The organism is Pseudomonas sp. A-B-19 (assembly GCF_019947515.1).
GTDB lineage: Bacteria > Pseudomonadota > Gammaproteobacteria > Pseudomonadales > Pseudomonadaceae > Aquipseudomonas.
Map to the genome: position 1 here is coordinate 1 of NZ_JAGYGN010000007.1, position 18,658 is coordinate 18,658.

The following is an 18,658-nucleotide window of genomic DNA, read 5'->3' on the forward strand; positions in this document are numbered from 1 at the left end:
GAGTCCCCTGAAGGGCCGTCGAAGACTACGACGTTGATAGGTTGGGTGTGTAAGCGCTGTGAGGCGTTGAGCTAACCAATACTAATTGCCCGTGAGGCTTGACCATATAACACCCAAGCAATCTGCCTACTTCGAAAGAAGCATCAGATTGCGGTGTGTGAAGACGCAATGAACCGAAAGTTCGACGTTCACAAAACACCGAAAGCTGTCACATACCCAATTTGCTGAACCGTCGAAAGACGCTTCGGTACCCGAATTTCTTGACGACCATAGAGCATTGGAACCACCTGATCCCATCCCGAACTCAGCAGTGAAACGATGCATCGCCGATGGTAGTGTGGGGTTTCCCCATGTGAGAGTAGGTCATCGTCAAGATTAAATTCCAAAACCCCTATCTGCGCATGCAGGTAGGGGTTTTGTTTTTCCGGTTCCTGTAGGAGCGAGCTCGCTCGCGAAGAACGCCAGGGCTCCGCGCGGCCCCAGGCAGCCAGCGTCAGCGTTGACGACCCTCGTCGGCACGCCGCCGGAGCAGGCTCGCTTTGGATTTCTATGCAATAGCTCGGTGCGTAGCTATCATGCGGGCCTCATTGTGAGGCGAGACCTGCATGCTGACGTTGTTAGAGCTTCTTAAAGATGGCCGATTCCATTCGGGGCAAGCATTGGGTGCTGCCCTGGGCATCAGCCGTAGTGCTGTGTGGAAGCAGCTTCAGCATTTGGAGGCTGAGCTGGGTTTGTCTATTCATAAGGTTCGTGGGCGCGGCTATCAATTGTCCGCGCCATTGGCGCTGCTCGATCCTGCCGAGATAAGCGCTCAGGCGCACTCTTGCGCCTGGCCCGTCCAGGTTTACGACTCAATCGACTCCACTAATGCCGAAGCGCTGCGTGCTATTGAGCGTGGGCAAGCGGCGCCCTTTGTGGTGCTTTCGGAGCGGCAGACAGCCGGACGCGGGCGACGTGGTCGCAAGTGGGTCAGTCCATTCGCGGAAAACGTCTATTACAGCCTGGTGCTACGTATTGATGGTGGGATGCGTCAGCTGGAGGGCTTGAGTCTCGTCGTTGGGCTTGCTGTCTTGCAGACATTGCGTGAGCTCGGTATTGCAGCCGCTGGATTGAAATGGCCTAACGATGTCCTTGTAGGTCAGAAAAAGATCGCGGGAATACTGCTCGAATTGGTTGGTGATCCTGCTGATGTGTGTCACGTGGTTCTGGGGGTGGGAATCAATGTCAACATGCAGTCCGCTGACGAGGTGGACCAGCAATGGACATCCATGCGGCTCGAGTCAGGTAAATTGTTTGATCGCAACCAATTGGTTGCGGCGCTGGGGGAGATGCTGCAGCGATACCTGGCTCGTCACCAGGCGGGTGGATTTTTGGCCATCCAGTCAGAGTGGGAGCAGAATCACCTGTGGCAAGGGCGAAACGTGTCGTTGATTGCCGGTGTTAATAAAGTTGATGGTGAGGTGCTTGGTATTGATGGCCAAGGCGCCTTGCGCCTGAAGGTGGATGGTGTGGAGAAAGTCTTCAGTGGTGGTGAATTGAGCCTGAGGTTGCGTGATGATTCTTGAGCTCGATTGTGGGAATAGTTTCATCAAGTGGCGCGTGCTTGCCGATAATGCCGGACAGGTGCTTGGTGAGGGGGTCGTCGATTCCAGTCTCGCGTTGCTTGAGGGGTTGGGGGGGCTCAAAGGACTTGCCCTTACGTTTTGCCGGCTGGTGAGCGTCAGGACCACGGAGGAAACCGCTGCGCTGACGTCTTTGCTGAGGGATGCCTTTGATGTGCCGGTTGTATGCGCGTCGCCTGCGCGCGAAATGTCTGGTGTGCGCAATGGGTATGAGGAGTTTGAGCGGCTGGGTCTGGATCGGTGGCTGGCAATGCTTGGAGGCTTTCATCTGGCCTCAGGTGCGTGCCTGGTGCTCGACTTCGGTACGGCCGTGACTGCTGACTTTATCGCTGCGGATGGAGAGCACCTGGGTGGTTTCATCTGTCCGGGGATGCCGTTGATGCGCAACCAATTGCGCACCCATACTCGCAAAATTCGTTATGGGGACCTCGCGGCTGAGCAGGCTCTGGAGAATCTCGTTCCGGGTCGGGCGACAGTTGAGGCTGTAGAGCGTGGCTGTTTGTTGATGTTGCGCGGCTTCGTATTGACTCAGCTCGAGTTGGCGCGCACCTACTGGGGTGAGGACTTTGCCGTGTTTCTCACCGGGGGAGATGCGAGCCTGGTTGCTGAGGTCGTGCCTCAGGCCAGGGTTGTTCCGGACTTGGTGTTTGTCGGATTGGCCATGGCCTGTCCCTTGTCCTGAGGTTTCTATGCGTTGGTTGTTTCTGCTGCTGCTTGTCCTCAATGGCTTCTACTACATCTGGCATCAACAAGAGGCTCCTCTGCGCGCGAAGGATGTCACGCCTTTGAGCCTGTATCGCGGGTCTCAACAAGATATCCGCTTGTTGAGTGAAGCAAGCGACGTATCCAGGGACAAGGGTAAGGCTGTCTCGACAGACAATGGTTGCCTTTATCTGGGCGGCTATACGCGCCAAGAGGCCGCACAGGCGGTTGAGCGTCGTTTGAGCGGTATGGAGGTCAAATATCAGTCCCTGCCGAAAGCTGCGACAGAAGGGGCGGGGTATTGGGTGCGTATCGCACCGGAAAGCCGGCGTTGGCTGGACGATTTGCAGTTGCAAAACCTTTCTAAAGAATTCAATGAGTTAAAACATAAAATAATGCCGTGCGAAGGGGTTGCGCCCACTGAATAGTTTGCATAGAATGGCGCCCGCTCCACAGCGAACACCGGAAACGGTAAGCGATGTGAAGCGAGGTCAACGCAGCTAACCTCAAGATTTTATTGAGAAAATGCTTGACAGAAGGCTGGCATGATGTAGAATGCCGGCTCGCTTAGGAGGGGTTCCCGAGCGGCCAAAGGGATCAGACTGTAAATCTGACGTCTACGACTTCGAAGGTTCGAATCCTTCCCCCTCCACCATTTTTAGCGAGAGCTGTAAGCCTCGCGGGTATAGTTTAGTGGTAGAACCTCAGCCTTCCAAGCTGATGATGCGGGTTCGATTCCCGCTACCCGCTCCACGTTTACAGGTTTTGCACAGTGTTACGCTCTTGTAGCTCAGTTGGTAGAGCACACCCTTGGTAAGGGTGAGGTCAGCGGTTCAAATCCGCTCAAGAGCTCCATATAACAAGGCAGATATGAAAATATCTGCCTTTGTTTTAGGTGGTAGTGGTTGCGCCTGATTGTGTTTCTGAAGGTTGCCGGTGTCATGGATGTCGGTGTTGCAACCAGGATTGCCTGGTAAGTGTTGTAAAGTCTTTTTCGGGTCGGCATAATGGTCGGCCTGATTTTGTTTTAGGTCAGTAGCTCAATTGGCAGAGCGACGGTCTCCAAAACCGTAGGTTGGGGGTTCGATTCCCTCCTGACCTGCCAGATTCACTCGGTGTGTCTGGCTTTCTTTTCACAGGATCTTCATAGATGACTCCTAAAGCTGAAGCTCAAGGCTCTCGTTTCGACCTCCTCAAGTGGCTTGTAGTAGTCGCTCTGGTGGTTGTTGGCGTTGTTGGCAATCAGTACTTTTCTGCTTCGCCGATCCTGTACCGTGTACTCGCATTGCTTGCTATTGCTGCTGTAGCTGCCTTTGTAGGCCTGCAGACAGTCAAGGGCAAGTCTTTCTTTGTACTGGTTAAGGAAGCGCGCACCGAGATTCGTAAAGTCGTTTGGCCAACTCGCCAAGAAACCACGCAGACCACGTTGATCGTTGTGGCTGTTGTCCTGGTTATGGCGTTGCTGTTGTGGGGGCTTGATTCCCTGCTCGGCTGGCTTGTTTCCTTGATCGTCGGCTAAGGGTGTCCCGTGGCTAAGCGTTGGTATGTTGTGCATGCTTACTCCGGTTACGAGAAGCATGTAATGCGCTCGCTGATCGAGCGCGTAAAGCTGGCCGGTATGGAAGATGGCTTCGGCGAGATTCTGGTTCCCACTGAAGAAGTGGTTGAAATGCGCAATGGCCAGAAGCGCAAAAGCGAACGCAAATTCTTCCCTGGCTATGTGCTGGTGCAGATGGATATGAACGAGGGTACCTGGCACTTGGTCAAGGATACTCCTCGGGTGATGGGTTTCATTGGCGGTACTGCCGATAAGCCTGCGCCAATCACCGATAAAGAAGCAGAAGCGATTCTGCGCCGCGTTGCCGATGGCAGCGACAAGCCGAAGCCGAAGACGTTGTTCGAACCGGGCGAGTCGGTGCGTGTCAACGACGGCCCGTTTGCGGACTTTACCGGTGTTGTTGAAGAAGTTAACTACGAAAAGAGCCGGATCCAGGTCGCAGTGCTCATTTTCGGTCGCTCTACTCCGGTGGAGCTCGAGTTCAGCCAGGTCGAAAAGGTCTAGTTGAACAAAAATCCCAACCCCGCAGCCCTAGGCTGTGGGGTTTTGTCGTCACTGGGATAAACGCGCAAGTAACCGGGGAGCCTTTCGAGGCGTTCGAACCCGTAATTGGAGTGCCTCATGGCCAAGAAGATTACCGCTTACATCAAGCTGCAAGTGAAAGCCGCTCAGGCTAACCCAAGCCCACCTGTTGGTCCTGCTCTGGGTCAGCACGGCGTGAACATCATGGAGTTCTGCAAGGCTTTCAACGCCCGTACTCAGGGTCTTGAGCCAGGTCTGCCGACTCCAGTGATCATCACTGTCTACAGCGACCGTAGCTTCACTTTCGAAACCAAATCCACCCCTGCTTCGGTTCTGCTGAAGAAGGCGGCCGGTCTGACCAGCGGTTCCGCTCGTCCGAACACCGTTAAGGTTGGCACCGTGACTCGTGCTCAGCTGGAAGAAATCGCGAAAACCAAAAACGCGGATCTGACTGCAGCTGATATGGAAGCAGCCGTGCGTACCATCGCCGGTTCTGCTCGTAGCATGGGCCTTAACGTGGAGGGTGTGTAATGGCTAAGCTGACCAAGCGTCAAAAGGCTATCGCCGGCAAAATCGAAGCAGGCAAGGCCTACAACTTTGTAGACGCTGCTGCCCTGCTGGCCGAGCTGTCGACTGTCAAGTTCAGCGAGTCGTTCGACGTAGCTGTAAACCTGGGTGTTGACCCGCGTAAATCCGACCAGGTCGTTCGTAGCGCTACTGTGCTGCCACACGGCACTGGCAAGACCGTTCGCGTTGCTGTGTTCACCCAGGGTCCAGCTGCTGAAGCCGCTCTGGCTGCCGGCGCTGACCGCGTAGGCATGGACGACCTGGCTGCCGAAATGAAAGGCGGCGACCTGAACTATGACGTAGTGATCGCATCCCCGGATGCCATGCGCGTTGTGGGTCAGTTGGGTCAGATCCTCGGTCCACGCGGCCTGATGCCTAACCCTAAAGTCGGCACCGTAACTCCAGACGTAGCTACCGCGGTTAAAAACGCGAAGGCTGGTCAGGTTCGTTATCGCACCGACAAAAACGGCATCATCCACACTTCCGTTGGCAAGATCGGCTTCGACGCCGTCAAGCTGAAGGAAAACGTTGAAGCCCTGATCGCTGATCTGAAGCGTATCAAGCCAGCTTCCTCGAAAGGCATTTACGTCAAGCGCGTTACCCTGAGCACCACTATGGGCCCAGGTCTGGTCATCGACCAAAGCTCGCTCGACGCGTAAGACACAGATTGGCGCAAGTAATTGCGCCAATTGAAAAATTGGGGTCCCTGCCTGGCGGGGGCTATCCAAGACCGTAGGCGACGCAAGTCTTAAACCACAAGCCTACGCAGATGGTGCTCCCGGTTCCTTACCGAATCAGACACCAAAACGACATCCGGTTTCGACCAGATGAAACGGTAACAAGCAGGAGTTAAACCCGTGGCAATTAAACTCGAAGACAAGAAGGCCATCGTCGCTGAAGTCAACGAGGCTGCCAAAGTCGCTCTGTCCGCTGTCGTGGCTGATGCCCGTGGCGTAACAGTAGGCGCGATGACCGGACTCCGTAAAGAGGCTCGTGAAGCTGGCGTTTACGTACGTGTTGTACGTAACACCCTGCTCAAGCGCGCTGTTGCCGACACTGAATTCAGTGTCCTCAACGACGTGTTCACCGGCCCTACCCTGATTGCGTTCTCCAAAGAACATCCAGGCGCTGCTGCCCGGATCTTCAAGGAATTCGCAAAGGGTCAGGACAAGTTCGAGATCAAGGCAGCTGCGTTCGAGGGCAAGTTCCTCGCAGCTAACCAAATCGACGTACTGGCAACTCTGCCGACCCGTGACGAAGCAATTTCTCAGCTGATGAGCGTGATTCAAGGCGCTACCAGCAAATTGGCTCGTACTCTGGCGGCAATTCGCGACCAGAAAGAAGCTGCTGCAGCCTAAGGCTCGTCAACTTCTCGCGTTTTTTGTTTTTTTCGATGGTCGCGTAGGCCGTCCCCAATATCAGGAATTAGATTCATGTCTATCTCTCAGAACGATATCCTTGAAGCCGTTGGCAACATGTCCGTAATGGAAGTTGTTGAACTGATCAAAGCTTTCGAAGAAAAATTCGGTGTTACCGCTGCTGCTGCATCGGCAGGTCCTGCCGCTGCTGCCGCTGTTGTTGAAGAGCAAACCGAATTCAACGTCATGCTGACCGAAGCTGGCGAGAAGAAAGTTAACGTGATCAAGGCTGTACGTGAACTGACCGGTCTGGGCCTGAAAGAAGCCAAGGCTGTAGTTGACGGCGCACCTGCCATGGTTCTGGAAGCTGTTGCCAAAGAAGCAGCTGACAAAGCCAAAGCAGTTCTGGAAGAAGCAGGCGCTAAAGTCGAGCTGAAGTAAGCATCGACTTTGCTCCTCCAGCCCGAGCGTTAAGCGACAGGCTGATGGCTGGTGGCTCTTGCCACCGGCCTTTTTCCGTTACTGGCAGCCGACTCGGTCGGTGCCGATAACGTGCTGTAACCACCCGATGCGGTGGCGCAAACCATGGGGTTTGCACGATTTTCTGGCTGCTCCCGTCGGGAGGGGCCAAACAAGCAGGTGACCAAGCTGGGGAACGCTGATGGCTTACTCATATACTGAGAAAAAACGTATCCGCAAGGACTTTAGCAAGTTGCCGGACGTCATGGATGTGCCGTATCTCCTGGCAATCCAGCTGGATTCGTATCGTGAATTCTTGCAGGCGGGAGCGACTAAAGATCAGTTCCGCGACGTGGGCCTGCATGCGGCCTTCAAATCCGTTTTCCCGATCATCAGCTACTCCGGCAATGCTGCGCTGGAGTACGTCGGTTATCGCCTGGGCGAACCGGCATTTGATGTCAAAGAATGCGTATTGCGCGGTGTAACTTACGCCGTACCTTTGCGGGTAAAAGTGCGCCTGATCATTTTCGACAAAGAATCGTCGAACAAAGCGATCAAGGACATCAAAGAGCAAGAAGTCTACATGGGTGAAATCCCCCTGATGACTGAAAACGGTACCTTCGTAATCAACGGTACCGAGCGTGTAATCGTTTCCCAGCTGCACCGTTCCCCGGGCGTGTTCTTCGACCACGACCGTGGCAAGACGCACAGCTCCGGTAAGCTGCTGTACTCCGCGCGCATCATTCCTTACCGCGGCTCGTGGCTGGACTTCGAGTTCGACCCGAAAGACTGCGTATTCGTGCGTATCGACCGTCGTCGCAAGCTGCCTGCCTCGGTACTGCTGCGCGCGCTGGGCTATACCACTGAAGAAGTGCTGGACGCGTTCTACACCACCAACGTATTCCACGTGAAGGGCGAGACCCTGAGCCTGGAACTGGTGCCTCAGCGCCTGCGCGGTGAAATCGCTGTCCTCGATATTCTGGATGACAAAGGCAAGGTTATTGTCGAGCAAGGTCGTCGTATCACTGCTCGCCACATCAACCAGCTGGAAAAAGCCGGGATCAAAGAGCTGGATGTGCCTCTGGACTACGTCCTGGGTCGCACAACCGCCAAGGTCATCGTGCATCCGGCAACCGGCGAAATCCTGGCAGAGTGCAACACCGAGCTGAACACCGAGATCCTGGCGAAAATTGCCAAGGCTCAGGTCGTTCGCATCGAAACTCTGTACACCAACGATATCGACTGCGGTCCGTTCGTCTCCGACACTCTGAAGATCGATTCCACCAGCAACCAACTGGAAGCGCTGGTCGAGATCTATCGCATGATGCGTCCTGGCGAGCCGCCAACCAAAGACGCTGCCGAGACCCTGTTCAACAACCTGTTCTTCAGTCCTGAGCGCTATGACCTGTCTGCGGTCGGCCGGATGAAGTTCAACCGTCGTATCGGTCGCACCGAGATCGAAGGTTCGGGCGTGCTGTGCAAGGAAGACATCGTCGCGGTACTGAAGACCCTGGTCGACATCCGTAACGGTAAAGGCATCGTCGATGACATCGACCACCTGGGTAACCGTCGTGTTCGCTGCGTAGGCGAAATGGCCGAGAACCAGTTCCGCGTTGGCCTGGTACGTGTTGAGCGTGCGGTCAAAGAGCGTCTGTCGATGGCTGAAAGCGAAGGCCTGATGCCGCAAGACCTGATCAACGCCAAGCCAGTGGCTGCGGCGGTGAAAGAGTTCTTCGGTTCCAGCCAGCTGTCCCAGTTCATGGACCAGAACAACCCGCTGTCCGAGATCACCCACAAGCGTCGTGTTTCTGCACTCGGCCCTGGCGGTCTGACTCGTGAGCGCGCCGGCTTTGAAGTTCGAGACGTTCACCCGACGCACTACGGTCGTGTTTGCCCGATCGAAACGCCGGAAGGTCCGAACATCGGTCTGATCAACTCCCTGGCTGCCTATGCGCGCACCAACCAGTACGGCTTCCTGGAAAGCCCGTACCGCGTGGTGAAAGACGCTCTGGTCACCGACGAGATCGTGTTCCTGTCCGCCATCGAAGAAGCCGATCATGTGATCGCTCAGGCTTCGGCCACGATGAACGACAAGAAAGTCCTGATCGACGAACTGGTAGCTGTTCGTCACTTGAACGAATTCACCGTCAAGGCGCCAGAAGACGTCACCTTGATGGACGTATCGCCCAAGCAGGTAGTTTCGGTTGCTGCGTCGCTGATTCCGTTCCTCGAGCACGACGACGCCAACCGTGCGTTGATGGGTTCGAACATGCAGCGTCAAGCTGTACCAACCCTGCGTGCTGACAAGCCGCTGGTAGGTACCGGCATGGAGCGTAACGTAGCCCGTGACTCCGGCGTTTGCGTCGTGGCTCGTCGTGGCGGCGTGATCGACTCCGTCGACGCCAGCCGTATCGTGGTTCGTGTTGCCGATGACGAAGTTGAAACCGGTGAAGCCGGTGTCGACATCTACAACCTGACCAAGTACACCCGCTCCAACCAGAACACCTGCATCAACCAGCGTCCGCTGGTGCGTAAGGGTGATCGGGTTCAGCGTAGCGACATCATGGCCGACGGCCCGTCCACCGACATGGGTGAACTGGCACTGGGTCAGAACATGCGCATCGCGTTCATGGCATGGAACGGCTTCAACTTCGAAGACTCCATCTGCCTGTCCGAGCGTGTTGTTCAGGAAGACCGCTTCACCACGATCCACATTCAGGAACTGACCTGTGTGGCCCGTGACACCAAGCTTGGCCCAGAGGAAATCACTGCCGACATCCCGAACGTGGGTGAAGCGGCTCTGAACAAACTGGACGAAGCCGGTATCGTTTACGTAGGTGCTGAAGTTGGCGCAGGCGACATCCTGGTCGGTAAGGTCACTCCGAAAGGCGAGACCCAGCTGACTCCGGAAGAAAAACTGCTGCGTGCGATCTTCGGTGAAAAAGCCAGCGACGTTAAAGACACCTCCCTGCGTGTACCTACCGGTACCAAGGGTACTGTCATCGACGTACAGGTCTTCACCCGCGACGGCGTTGAGCGTGATGCTCGTGCCCTGTCGATCGAGAAGTCCCAGCTGGACGAGATCCGCAAGGACCTGAACGAAGAGTTCCGTATCGTTGAAGGTGCTACTTTCGAACGTCTGCGTTCCGCTCTGGTCGGCCACAAAGCCGAAGGCGGCGCCGGTCTGAAGAAAGGCCAGGACATCACCGACGAAGTCCTCGACGGTCTTGAGCACGGCCAGTGGTTCAAGCTGCGCATGGCTGAAGATGCTCTGAACGAGCAGCTCGAGAAGGCTCAGGCCTACATCATTGATCGTCGCCGTCTGCTGGACGACAAGTTCGAAGACAAGAAGCGCAAACTGCAGCAGGGCGATGACCTGGCTCCGGGCGTGCTGAAAATCGTCAAGGTTTACCTGGCAATCCGTCGTCGCATCCAGCCGGGCGACAAGATGGCCGGTCGTCACGGTAACAAGGGTGTGGTCTCCGTGATCATGCCGGTTGAAGACATGCCGCACGATGCCAATGGCACCCCGGTAGACGTGGTTCTCAACCCGTTGGGCGTACCTTCGCGTATGAACGTCGGTCAGATCCTTGAAACCCACCTGGGCCTCGCGGCCAAAGGTCTGGGCGAGAAGATCAACCGCATGATTGAAGAGCAACGTAAAGTCGCCGAGCTGCGCAAGTTCCTGCACGAGATCTATAACGAGATCGGCGGTCGTCAGGAAAGCCTCGATGACTTCTCGGACCAGGAAATCCTGGATCTGGCTCAAAACCTGCGTGGCGGCGTTCCAATGGCCACTCCAGTGTTCGACGGCGCCAAGGAAAGCGAAATCAAGGCCATGCTGAAACTGGCAGACCTGCCAGAAAGCGGCCAGATGCAGCTGACCGACGGCCGTACCGGCAACAAGTTCGAGCGCCCGGTTACCGTTGGCTACATGTACATGCTGAAGCTGAACCACTTGGTAGACGACAAGATGCACGCTCGTTCTACCGGTTCGTACAGCCTGGTTACCCAGCAGCCGCTGGGTGGTAAGGCGCAGTTCGGTGGTCAGCGTTTCGGGGAGATGGAGGTCTGGGCACTGGAAGCATACGGTGCCGCTTACACTCTGCAAGAAATGCTCACAGTGAAGTCGGACGATGTGAACGGCCGTACCAAGATGTACAAGAACATCGTGGATGGCGATCACCGTATGGAGCCGGGCATGCCCGAGTCCTTCAACGTGTTGATCAAGGAAATTCGTTCCCTCGGCATCGATATCGATCTGGAAACCGAATAACACGTGACGCGAATCGAGAGCGGGGCAGGATTGCCCGCTCTCTGCTCCGCCAGGAGGAAAGGCCTTGAAAGACCTACTGAATTTGCTGAAAAACCAGGGTCAAGTCGAAGAGTTCGACGCCATCCGTATCGGATTGGCATCGCCTGAGATGATCCGTTCGTGGTCGTTCGGTGAAGTTAAAAAGCCGGAAACCATCAACTACCGTACGTTCAAACCAGAGCGTGACGGCCTGTTCTGCGCCAAGATCTTTGGCCCGGTAAAGGATTACGAGTGCCTGTGCGGTAAGTACAAGCGCTTGAAGCACCGTGGCGTGATCTGCGAGAAGTGCGGCGTTGAAGTCGCGCTGGCAAAAGTTCGTCGTGAGCGCATGGCGCACATCGAACTGGCCTCGCCAGTTGCCCACATCTGGTTCCTGAAATCGCTGCCGTCCCGTATCGGCTTGCTGATGGACATGACCCTGCGTGATATCGAACGCGTTCTCTACTTCGAGAGCTACGTCGTTATCGATCCAGGCATGACCACCCTTGAAAAGGGTCAGTTGCTCAACGACGAGCAGTACTTCGAAGCGCTGGAAGAGTTCGGCGACGATTTCGATGCCCGCATGGGTGCCGAAGCTGTCCGCGAACTGCTGCACGCTATCGACCTGGAGCACGAGATTGGCCGTCTGCGCGAAGAAATTCCGCAAACCAACTCCGAAACCAAGATCAAGAAGCTGTCCAAGCGTCTGAAGTTGATGGAAGCCTTCCAGGGTTCCGGCAACCTGCCAGAGTGGATGGTGCTGACCGTTCTGCCGGTTCTGCCGCCAGATCTGCGTCCACTGGTCCCGCTCGATGGCGGTCGCTTCGCGACTTCCGACCTCAACGATCTGTATCGTCGAGTGATCAACCGTAACAACCGCTTGAAGCGCCTGCTGGATCTGTCCGCTCCGGACATCATCGTGCGCAACGAAAAGCGTATGTTGCAGGAAGCCGTCGACGCACTGCTCGACAACGGTCGTCGTGGCCGCGCTATTACCGGTTCCAACAAGCGTCCTCTGAAATCCCTGGCTGACATGATCAAGGGTAAGCAGGGTCGTTTCCGTCAGAACTTGCTCGGTAAGCGCGTTGACTACTCCGGTCGTTCGGTAATTACCGTAGGTCCGACCCTGCGTCTGCACCAGTGCGGTCTGCCGAAGAAAATGGCTCTCGAGCTGTTCAAGCCGTTCATTTTCGGCAAGCTTGAGATGCGTGGTCTCGCTACCACCATCAAGGCTGCCAAGAAGATGGTCGAGCGCGAGTTGCCAGAGGTTTGGGACGTTCTCGCTGAAGTGATTCGCGAACACCCGGTACTTCTCAACCGTGCACCGACCCTTCACCGTCTGGGTATCCAGGCGTTTGAGCCGGTACTGATCGAAGGTAAGGCTATCCAGCTGCACCCTCTGGTCTGCGCCGCGTACAACGCCGACTTCGACGGCGACCAAATGGCCGTGCACGTACCGCTGACCCTGGAAGCCCAGCTCGAAGCGCGTGCGTTGATGATGTCGACCAACAACATTCTGTCGCCAGCCAACGGTGAGCCAATCATCGTTCCGTCGCAGGACGTTGTATTGGGTCTGTACTACATGACGCGTGAAGCGATCAACGCCAAGGGCGAAGGTCGTGTGTTCGCGGATCTGCAGGAAGTTGACCGTGTGTTCCGTGCCGGCGAAGCCGCACTGCACGCCAAGGTTAAAGTCCGGATCAACGAAACCGTCAATGACCGTGATGGCGGCAGCGTGAGCAACACTCGTATCGTCGACACCACTGTCGGCCGTGCGCTGTTGTTCCAGGTTGTGCCAAAGGGTCTGTCGTACGACGTCGTCAACCTGCCGATGAAGAAGAAGGCAATCTCCAAGCTGATCAACCAGTGCTATCGCGTGGTTGGTTTGAAAGAGACTGTGATCTTCGCTGACCAGTTGATGTACACCGGTTTTGCTTATTCGACCATTTCCGGCGTTTCCATCGGTGTTAACGACTTCGTTATCCCGGATGAAAAAGCCCGCATCATCAATGCTGCTACTGATGAAGTGAAAGAGATCGAAAGTCAGTACGCCTCCGGCCTGGTAACCCAGGGCGAGAAGTACAACAAAGTGATCGACCTTTGGTCGAAGGCGAACGACGAAGTTTCCAAGGCGATGATGGCCAACCTCTCGAAAGAGAAAGTCATCGACCGTCACGGCGACGAAGTCGACCAAGAGTCCTTCAACTCGATGTACATGATGGCCGACTCGGGTGCGCGGGGTTCCGCAGCACAGATTCGTCAGCTGGCCGGTATGCGTGGCCTGATGGCCAAGCCGGACGGTTCCATCATTGAAACGCCGATTACTGCGAACTTCCGTGAAGGTTTGAGCGTACTCCAGTACTTCATCTCCACTCACGGTGCTCGTAAAGGTCTTGCGGATACCGCGTTGAAAACGGCGAACTCGGGTTACCTGACTCGTCGTCTGGTAGACGTGGCGCAGGATCTGGTTGTAACCGAGATCGATTGCGGCACCGAACACGGTCTGCTGATGACTCCGCACATTGAAGGCGGTGACGTTGTAGAGCCGTTGGGTGAGCGCGTATTGGGTCGAGTTATCGCCCGTGACGTATTCAAGCCGGGTACCGAGGACGTCATCGTTCCTGCCGGCACCCTGGTAGACGAGAAGTGGGTCGAGTTCATCGAGCTCAACAGCATCGACGAAGTGATCGTGCGTTCGCCGATCAGCTGCGAAACCCGCTTCGGTATTTGCGCCAAGTGCTACGGTCGCGATCTGGCTCGTGGTCACCAGGTGAACATCGGTGAAGCGGTCGGCGTTATCGCTGCCCAGTCCATCGGTGAGCCGGGTACCCAGCTGACGATGCGTACGTTCCACATCGGTGGTGCGGCAAGCCGGACCTCCGCAGCCGACAGCGTTCAGGTGAAGAATGGCGGTACCGTCCGTCTGCACAACCTGAAGCACGTTGAGCGAGTGGATGGTTGCCTGGTTGCCGTTTCCCGTTCCGGTGAGCTGGCGATCGCTGACGACTTCGGTCGTGAGCGCGAGCGTTACAAGCTGCCGTACGGTGCCGTGATTTCGGTTAAAGAAGGTGACAAGGTCGAAGCTGGCGCCATCGTGGCCAAGTGGGATCCGCACACTCACCCGATCGTTACCGAAATGAAAGGTACCGTGACCTACGTGGGCATGGAAGAAGGCATCACGATCAAGCGTCAGACTGACGAATTGACCGGTATGACCAACATTGAAGTACTCGACGCCAAAGATCGTCCGGCTGCCGGTAAGGACATCCGTCCTGCCGTGAAGATGGTCGACGACAACGGCAAGGATCTGTTGCTGCCAGGCACTGACGTTATCGCTCAGTACTTCCTGCCAGCCAACGCCCTGGTCGGTGTAGCGGATGGTGCGAAGATCGCGATCGGTGATGTTATCGCTCGTATCCCGCAAGAGACTTCGAAAACTCGCGACATCACCGGTGGTCTGCCGCGTGTTGCCGACTTGTTCGAAGCCCGTCGTCCGAAAGAAGCGTCGATTCTGGCTGAAGTCAGCGGCACCATCGCGTTCGGTAAAGAGACCAAGGGCAAGCGCCGTCTGGTTATCACTCCGAACGACGGTAGCGATCCGTACGAAGAGCTGATTCCGAAGTGGCGTCACCTGAACGTGTTCGAAGGCGAACAGGTAAACCGCGGCGAAGTTATCTCCGACGGCCCGAGCGATCCACACGACATCCTGCGTCTGCTGGGTGTGAGTGCGCTGGCCAAGTACATCGTCAACGAGATCCAGGACGTTTACCGTCTGCAAGGCGTGAAGATCAACGACAAGCACATCGAGACCATCCTGCGTCAGATGCTGCGTAAAGTTGAGATCGCTGAATCCGGCGATTCCAGTTTCATCAAGGGCGACCAGATGGAATTGACTCACGTTCTGGTAGAGAACGAGCGTCTGAGCGGCGAAGACAAGTTTGTCTCCAAGTTCACTCGCGTTCTGCTGGGTATCACCAAGGCGTCGTTGTCCACCGAATCGTTCATCTCGGCGGCTTCCTTCCAGGAAACCACTCGCGTACTGACCGAAGCGGCGGTAACCGGCAAGCGCGATTACCTGCGCGGCCTGAAAGAAAACGTGGTCGTGGGTCGTCTGATCCCGGCGGGTACCGGCCTGGCTTATCACAGCGAGCGTAAGCGCCGCCGTGATGCAGACAAGCCGTTGCGCGTAAGCGCCAGTGAAGTGGAAGCTGCACTGACCGAAGCGCTGAACTCGAGCGGTAACTGAGTTCTGCGGTAAATGAGTGTGAGGCCCTGGTCACTCCGTTCATCGAATCGAGACAATTTGTCGAGATTGGATGAGCGGGGAGGGCGGGGCCTTGCCTTGACTGGGGACAAGATCCTCTTTAGACTCTTGTACCCCTAAATTTGGCGGGAACTCGTTCCTGCCATTTTGCTTTTCTTGCAAGACAATAGCGTCGCAAGACAACAGTGGAGCTAGTAGATGGCAACTATCAACCAGCTGGTACGTCAGCCGCGTAAGCGTATCGTCGAGAAATCCGACGTGCCTGCGCTGCAGAACTGCCCGCAACGCCGTGGCGTGTGCACCCGTGTGTACACCACCACGCCGAAAAAACCTAACTCGGCACTGCGTAAAGTATGCCGTGTGCGCCTGACCAACGGTTTCGAGGTTTCCTCGTACATCGGCGGTGAAGGCCACAACCTGCAAGAGCACAGCGTGGTACTGATCCGCGGCGGTCGTGTAAAAGACTTGCCAGGTGTTCGTTACCACACCGTTCGCGGCTCTTTGGATACTTCCGGCGTTAAAGGTCGTAACCAGGGTCGTTCGAAGTACGGTACCAAGCGTCCGAAGTAATCGGCCGTTTTGCAGTTTTTCATTTTATTGAGTCGATAAGAGTAAGGTCGGGCACGTATCCACAGGATCTGTCCCGGGCTAACCTGAAGACCGTTTGAGGGCTTATCAATGCCAAGACGTCGCGTAGCAGCCAAGCGTGAGATTCTGGACGATCCGAAATACGGAAGCCAAATCCTCGCCAAATTCATGAACCACGTAATGGAAAGCGGCAAGAAAGCCGTTGCCGAGCGTATCGTTTATGGTGCCCTGGATACCGTGAAGGCTCGTAAGGCCGGCACCGATCCCCTGGAACTCTTCGAAAAAGCACTCGACGCCATCGCTCCGCTGGTCGAAGTGAAGTCGCGCCGCGTTGGTGGTGCTACTTACCAGGTTCCGGTCGAGGTTCGTCCTTCCCGTCGTAACGCTCTGGCAATGCGCTGGTTGGTAGACTACGCCCGCAAGCGCGGCGAGAAGTCTATGGCTCTGCGTTTGGCTGGCGAACTGTTGGACGCCGCTGAAGGTAAAGGTGCTGCAGTTAAGAAGCGTGAAGACGTTCACCGTATGGCTGAAGCCAACAAGGCTTTCTCGCACTACCGCTTCTAATTTTAGCGTCACTCATTTTGCGAGGGCTTTATGGCTCGTACAACACCGATTAATCGCTACCGTAACATTGGTATCGTTGCACACGTGGATGCTGGTAAAACCACCACCACCGAGCGCGTCCTTTTTTACACTGGCAAAAGTCACAAGATGGGCGAGGTGCATGACGGCGCCGCGACCACAGACTGGATGGTGCAGGAGCAGGAGCGTGGTATTACCATTACTTCTGCTGCCATTACCGCCTTCTGGCAGGGTTCCGCCAAGCAGCACAAGGACCAGTACCGTTTCAACGTCATCGATACCCCGGGCCACGTAGACTTCACTATTGAAGTTGAGCGTTCCCTGCGTGTACTCGACGGCGCGGTCGTTGTGTTCTGCGGTACTTCCGGCGTTGAGCCTCAGTCCGAAACCGTATGGCGTCAAGCCAACAAGTACGGTGTTCCACGTATCGTTTACGTGAACAAGATGGACCGTGCCGGTGCGAACTTCCTGCGCGTGATCGCTCAGATCAAGCAGCGTCTGGGTCACACTCCGGTGCCTATCCAGTTGGCTATCGGTTCCGAAGACAACTTCCAGGGTCAGATCGATCTGATGACCATGGAAGCGGTTTACTGGAACGATGCCGACAAGGGTATGACTCCTCGTCGTGAAGCTATCCCTGCTGAACTGCAGGAACTGGCTGAAGAGTGGCGCAACAACATGGTTGAGGCTGCGGCCGAAGCCAGCGAAGAGCTGATGAACAAGTACCTTGAAGGTGAAGAACTCACCATCGAGGAAATCAAGGGTGCTCTGCGTCAGCGTACTATCGCTGGTGAGATCGTTCTGGCTGTTTGCGGTTCTTCCTTCAAGAACAAGGGTGTTCCCCTGGTTCTCGACGCCGTTATCGACTACCTGCCGGCTCCAACCGACATTCCTGCCATCAAGGGTACCGACCCTGATGACGAGGAAAAGCAAATGGAGCGTCACGCAGACGACAACGAGCCGTTCTCGGCTCTGGCGTTCAAGATCGCTACCGACCCATTCGTGGGTACCTTGACTTTCGTCCGCGTTTACTCGGGCGTGTTGGCCTCCGGCGACGGCGTGATCAACTCGGTCAAAGGCAAGAAAGAGCGTGTGGGTCGTATGGTGCAAATGCACGCAAACGCCCGTGAAGAGATCAAGGAAGTACGCGCTGGTGACATCGCGGCCCTGATCGGCATGAAGGACGTCACCACTGGTGAGACCTTGTGCAACGCTGACAAGCCAATCATCCTGGTTCGTATGGACTTCCCGGAGCCGGTTATTTCGGTTGCCGTTGAGCCCAAGACCAAGGATGACCAGGAAAAAATGGGTATCGCTCTGGGCAAGCTTGCTCAGGAAGACCCGTCTTTCCGCGTCAAGACTGATGAAGAGACTGGTCAAACGATCATCTCCGGCATGGGCGAGTTGCACCTGGACATCCTGGTTGACCGGATGCGCCGTGAGTTCAACGTCGAAGCCAACATCGGTAAGCCTCAGGTTTCGTATCGTGAGCGCATCACGAAGAATTGCGAAATCGAAGGCAAGTTCGTTCGTCAGTCCGGCGGTCGTGGCCAGTTCGGCCATTGCTGGATCCGTTTTGCTCCTGCTGACGAAGGTCAGGAAGGTCTGCAATTCGTGAACGAAGTAGTGGGTGGTGTGGTTCCTAAGGAATACATCCCGGCTATCCAGAAGGGTATCGAAGAGCAGATGAAGAACGGCGTTGTTGCCGGCTATCCGCTGATCGGCCTGAAGGCTACCGTGTTTGATGGTTCTTACCACGACGTCGACTCGAACGAGATGGCGTTTAAGGTGGCTGCTTCCATGGCGACCAAGCAACTGGCCCAGAAGGGTGGTGGTGAGTTGCTCGAGCCGATCATGGCGGTAGAGGTTGTTACGCCTGAAGACTATATGGGTGACGTGATGGGCGACCTTAACCGTCGTCGCGGCATGATTCTGGGTATGGAAGACACGGTCTCCGGCAAGGTGATCCGTGCTGAAGTTCCGTTGGGCGAGATGTTCGGTTATGCGACCGACGTTCGTTCGATGTCCCAGGGTCGCGCAAGCTACTCTATGGAATTCAAAAAATACAATACAGCTCCGTCGCACATCGTCGAAACTGTAACCAAAAAACAAGGCTGATTCAGTCCTTTAGGCAAGGAGTTA

The 18,658-nt window shown here is 55.8% G+C and carries 14 protein-coding genes, 4 tRNA genes and 2 rRNA genes; all 20 read left to right on the plus strand.

What is annotated here, in order from left to right:
• Positions 1 to 106 (plus strand): 23S ribosomal RNA (locus tag KGA81_RS09725); the annotation flags it as partial.
• A 153-nt stretch (positions 107 to 259) separates the two neighbouring features.
• Positions 260 to 375: ribosomal RNA gene (gene rrf / locus KGA81_RS09730) — 5S ribosomal RNA — on the plus strand.
• Positions 376 to 605: 230 nt separating this feature from the next.
• Positions 606 to 1,565, plus strand: a complete 960-nt coding sequence (gene birA, locus KGA81_RS09735) for a bifunctional biotin--[acetyl-CoA-carboxylase] ligase/biotin operon repressor BirA (protein WP_223545645.1) — start codon at positions 606 to 608, stop codon at positions 1,563 to 1,565.
• Positions 1,555 to 2,304 carry a pantothenate kinase gene (locus KGA81_RS09740; RefSeq protein ID WP_223545646.1) on the plus strand — a complete coding sequence of 250 codons (750 nt, stop codon included), beginning with the start codon at positions 1,555 to 1,557 and terminating at the stop codon, positions 2,302 to 2,304. Before birA ends, KGA81_RS09740 begins: the two co-directional genes overlap by 11 nt.
• A 7-nt stretch (positions 2,305 to 2,311) precedes the next feature.
• Positions 2,312 to 2,752, plus strand: coding sequence for a hypothetical protein (locus KGA81_RS09745; RefSeq protein WP_223545647.1), 441 nt, complete (start codon positions 2,312 to 2,314; stop codon positions 2,750 to 2,752).
• 142 nt (positions 2,753 to 2,894) lie between these two features.
• Positions 2,895 to 2,979: transfer RNA gene (locus tag KGA81_RS09750), tRNA-Tyr, on the plus strand.
• A gap of 24 nt (positions 2,980 to 3,003) precedes the next feature.
• Positions 3,004 to 3,077 (plus strand) — tRNA-Gly (locus KGA81_RS09755).
• 26 nt (positions 3,078 to 3,103) lie between these two features.
• Positions 3,104 to 3,179 (plus strand) — tRNA-Thr (locus KGA81_RS09760).
• Positions 3,180 to 3,353: 174 nt separating this feature from the next.
• Positions 3,354 to 3,429: transfer RNA gene (locus tag KGA81_RS09765), tRNA-Trp, on the plus strand.
• A 45-nt stretch (positions 3,430 to 3,474) separates the two neighbouring features.
• Positions 3,475 to 3,843: a preprotein translocase subunit SecE gene (gene secE / locus KGA81_RS09770; protein WP_007984402.1), complete on the plus strand. Its 369-nt coding sequence runs from the start codon at positions 3,475 to 3,477 to the stop codon at positions 3,841 to 3,843.
• A 9-nt stretch (positions 3,844 to 3,852) separates the two neighbouring features.
• Entirely contained in the window at positions 3,853 to 4,386 is a 534-nt protein-coding gene (gene nusG, locus KGA81_RS09775) for a transcription termination/antitermination protein NusG (protein WP_007984405.1), read from the plus strand.
• A gap of 117 nt (positions 4,387 to 4,503) precedes the next feature.
• A complete protein-coding gene (gene rplK, locus KGA81_RS09780) occupies positions 4,504 to 4,935 on the plus strand; it encodes a 50S ribosomal protein L11 (protein WP_007933726.1) in 432 nt (143 codons plus the stop codon).
• Positions 4,935 to 5,630 (plus strand): 50S ribosomal protein L1, encoded by a 696-nt coding sequence (rplA, locus tag KGA81_RS09785; RefSeq protein ID WP_003186095.1) that lies wholly within the window; start codon positions 4,935 to 4,937, stop codon positions 5,628 to 5,630. The genes rplK and rplA overlap by 1 nt, the downstream gene beginning before the upstream one ends.
• A 198-nt stretch (positions 5,631 to 5,828) precedes the next feature.
• On the plus strand, positions 5,829 to 6,329 hold the full coding sequence (gene rplJ, locus KGA81_RS09790; RefSeq protein WP_007970413.1) for a 50S ribosomal protein L10: 501 nt from the start codon (positions 5,829 to 5,831) through the stop codon (positions 6,327 to 6,329).
• A gap of 75 nt (positions 6,330 to 6,404) precedes the next feature.
• Positions 6,405 to 6,770 (plus strand): 50S ribosomal protein L7/L12, encoded by a 366-nt coding sequence (gene rplL, locus KGA81_RS09795; RefSeq protein ID WP_095945914.1) that lies wholly within the window; start codon positions 6,405 to 6,407, stop codon positions 6,768 to 6,770.
• A gap of 220 nt (positions 6,771 to 6,990) precedes the next feature.
• Positions 6,991 to 11,064 (plus strand): DNA-directed RNA polymerase subunit beta, encoded by a 4,074-nt coding sequence (gene rpoB, locus KGA81_RS09800; RefSeq protein ID WP_223545648.1) that lies wholly within the window; start codon positions 6,991 to 6,993, stop codon positions 11,062 to 11,064.
• 64 nt (positions 11,065 to 11,128) lie between these two features.
• Positions 11,129 to 15,328, plus strand: a complete 4,200-nt coding sequence (rpoC, locus tag KGA81_RS09805; RefSeq protein WP_223545649.1) for a DNA-directed RNA polymerase subunit beta' — start codon at positions 11,129 to 11,131, stop codon at positions 15,326 to 15,328.
• Between the two features lie 216 nt (positions 15,329 to 15,544).
• Positions 15,545 to 15,916, plus strand: coding sequence for a 30S ribosomal protein S12 (gene rpsL / locus KGA81_RS09810; protein WP_003186084.1), 372 nt, complete (start codon positions 15,545 to 15,547; stop codon positions 15,914 to 15,916).
• Positions 15,917 to 16,024: 108 nt separating this feature from the next.
• Positions 16,025 to 16,498, plus strand: a complete 474-nt coding sequence (gene rpsG / locus KGA81_RS09815) for a 30S ribosomal protein S7 (protein WP_007994653.1) — start codon at positions 16,025 to 16,027, stop codon at positions 16,496 to 16,498.
• A gap of 30 nt (positions 16,499 to 16,528) precedes the next feature.
• Positions 16,529 to 18,634, plus strand: coding sequence for an elongation factor G (gene fusA / locus KGA81_RS09820; protein ID WP_007994652.1), 2,106 nt, complete (start codon positions 16,529 to 16,531; stop codon positions 18,632 to 18,634).
• Positions 18,635 to 18,658 lie beyond the last annotated feature (24 nt).

Coding starts and splice junctions, on each gene's coding strand:
- birA (WP_223545645.1), top strand. CDS start 606: ATGCTGACGTTGTTAGAGCTTCTTAAAGATGGCCGATTCCATTCGGGG.
- KGA81_RS09740 (WP_223545646.1), top strand. CDS start 1,555: ATGATTCTTGAGCTCGATTGTGGGAATAGTTTCATCAAGTGGCGCGTG.
- KGA81_RS09745 (WP_223545647.1), top strand. CDS start 2,312: ATGCGTTGGTTGTTTCTGCTGCTGCTTGTCCTCAATGGCTTCTACTAC.
- secE (WP_007984402.1), top strand. CDS start 3,475: ATGACTCCTAAAGCTGAAGCTCAAGGCTCTCGTTTCGACCTCCTCAAG.
- rplK (WP_007933726.1), top strand. CDS start 4,504: ATGGCCAAGAAGATTACCGCTTACATCAAGCTGCAAGTGAAAGCCGCT.
- rplA (WP_003186095.1), top strand. CDS start 4,935: ATGGCTAAGCTGACCAAGCGTCAAAAGGCTATCGCCGGCAAAATCGAA.
- rplL (WP_095945914.1), top strand. CDS start 6,405: ATGTCTATCTCTCAGAACGATATCCTTGAAGCCGTTGGCAACATGTCC.
- rpoB (WP_223545648.1), top strand. CDS start 6,991: ATGGCTTACTCATATACTGAGAAAAAACGTATCCGCAAGGACTTTAGC.
- rpsL (WP_003186084.1), top strand. CDS start 15,545: ATGGCAACTATCAACCAGCTGGTACGTCAGCCGCGTAAGCGTATCGTC.
- rpsG (WP_007994653.1), top strand. CDS start 16,025: ATGCCAAGACGTCGCGTAGCAGCCAAGCGTGAGATTCTGGACGATCCG.
- fusA (WP_007994652.1), top strand. CDS start 16,529: ATGGCTCGTACAACACCGATTAATCGCTACCGTAACATTGGTATCGTT.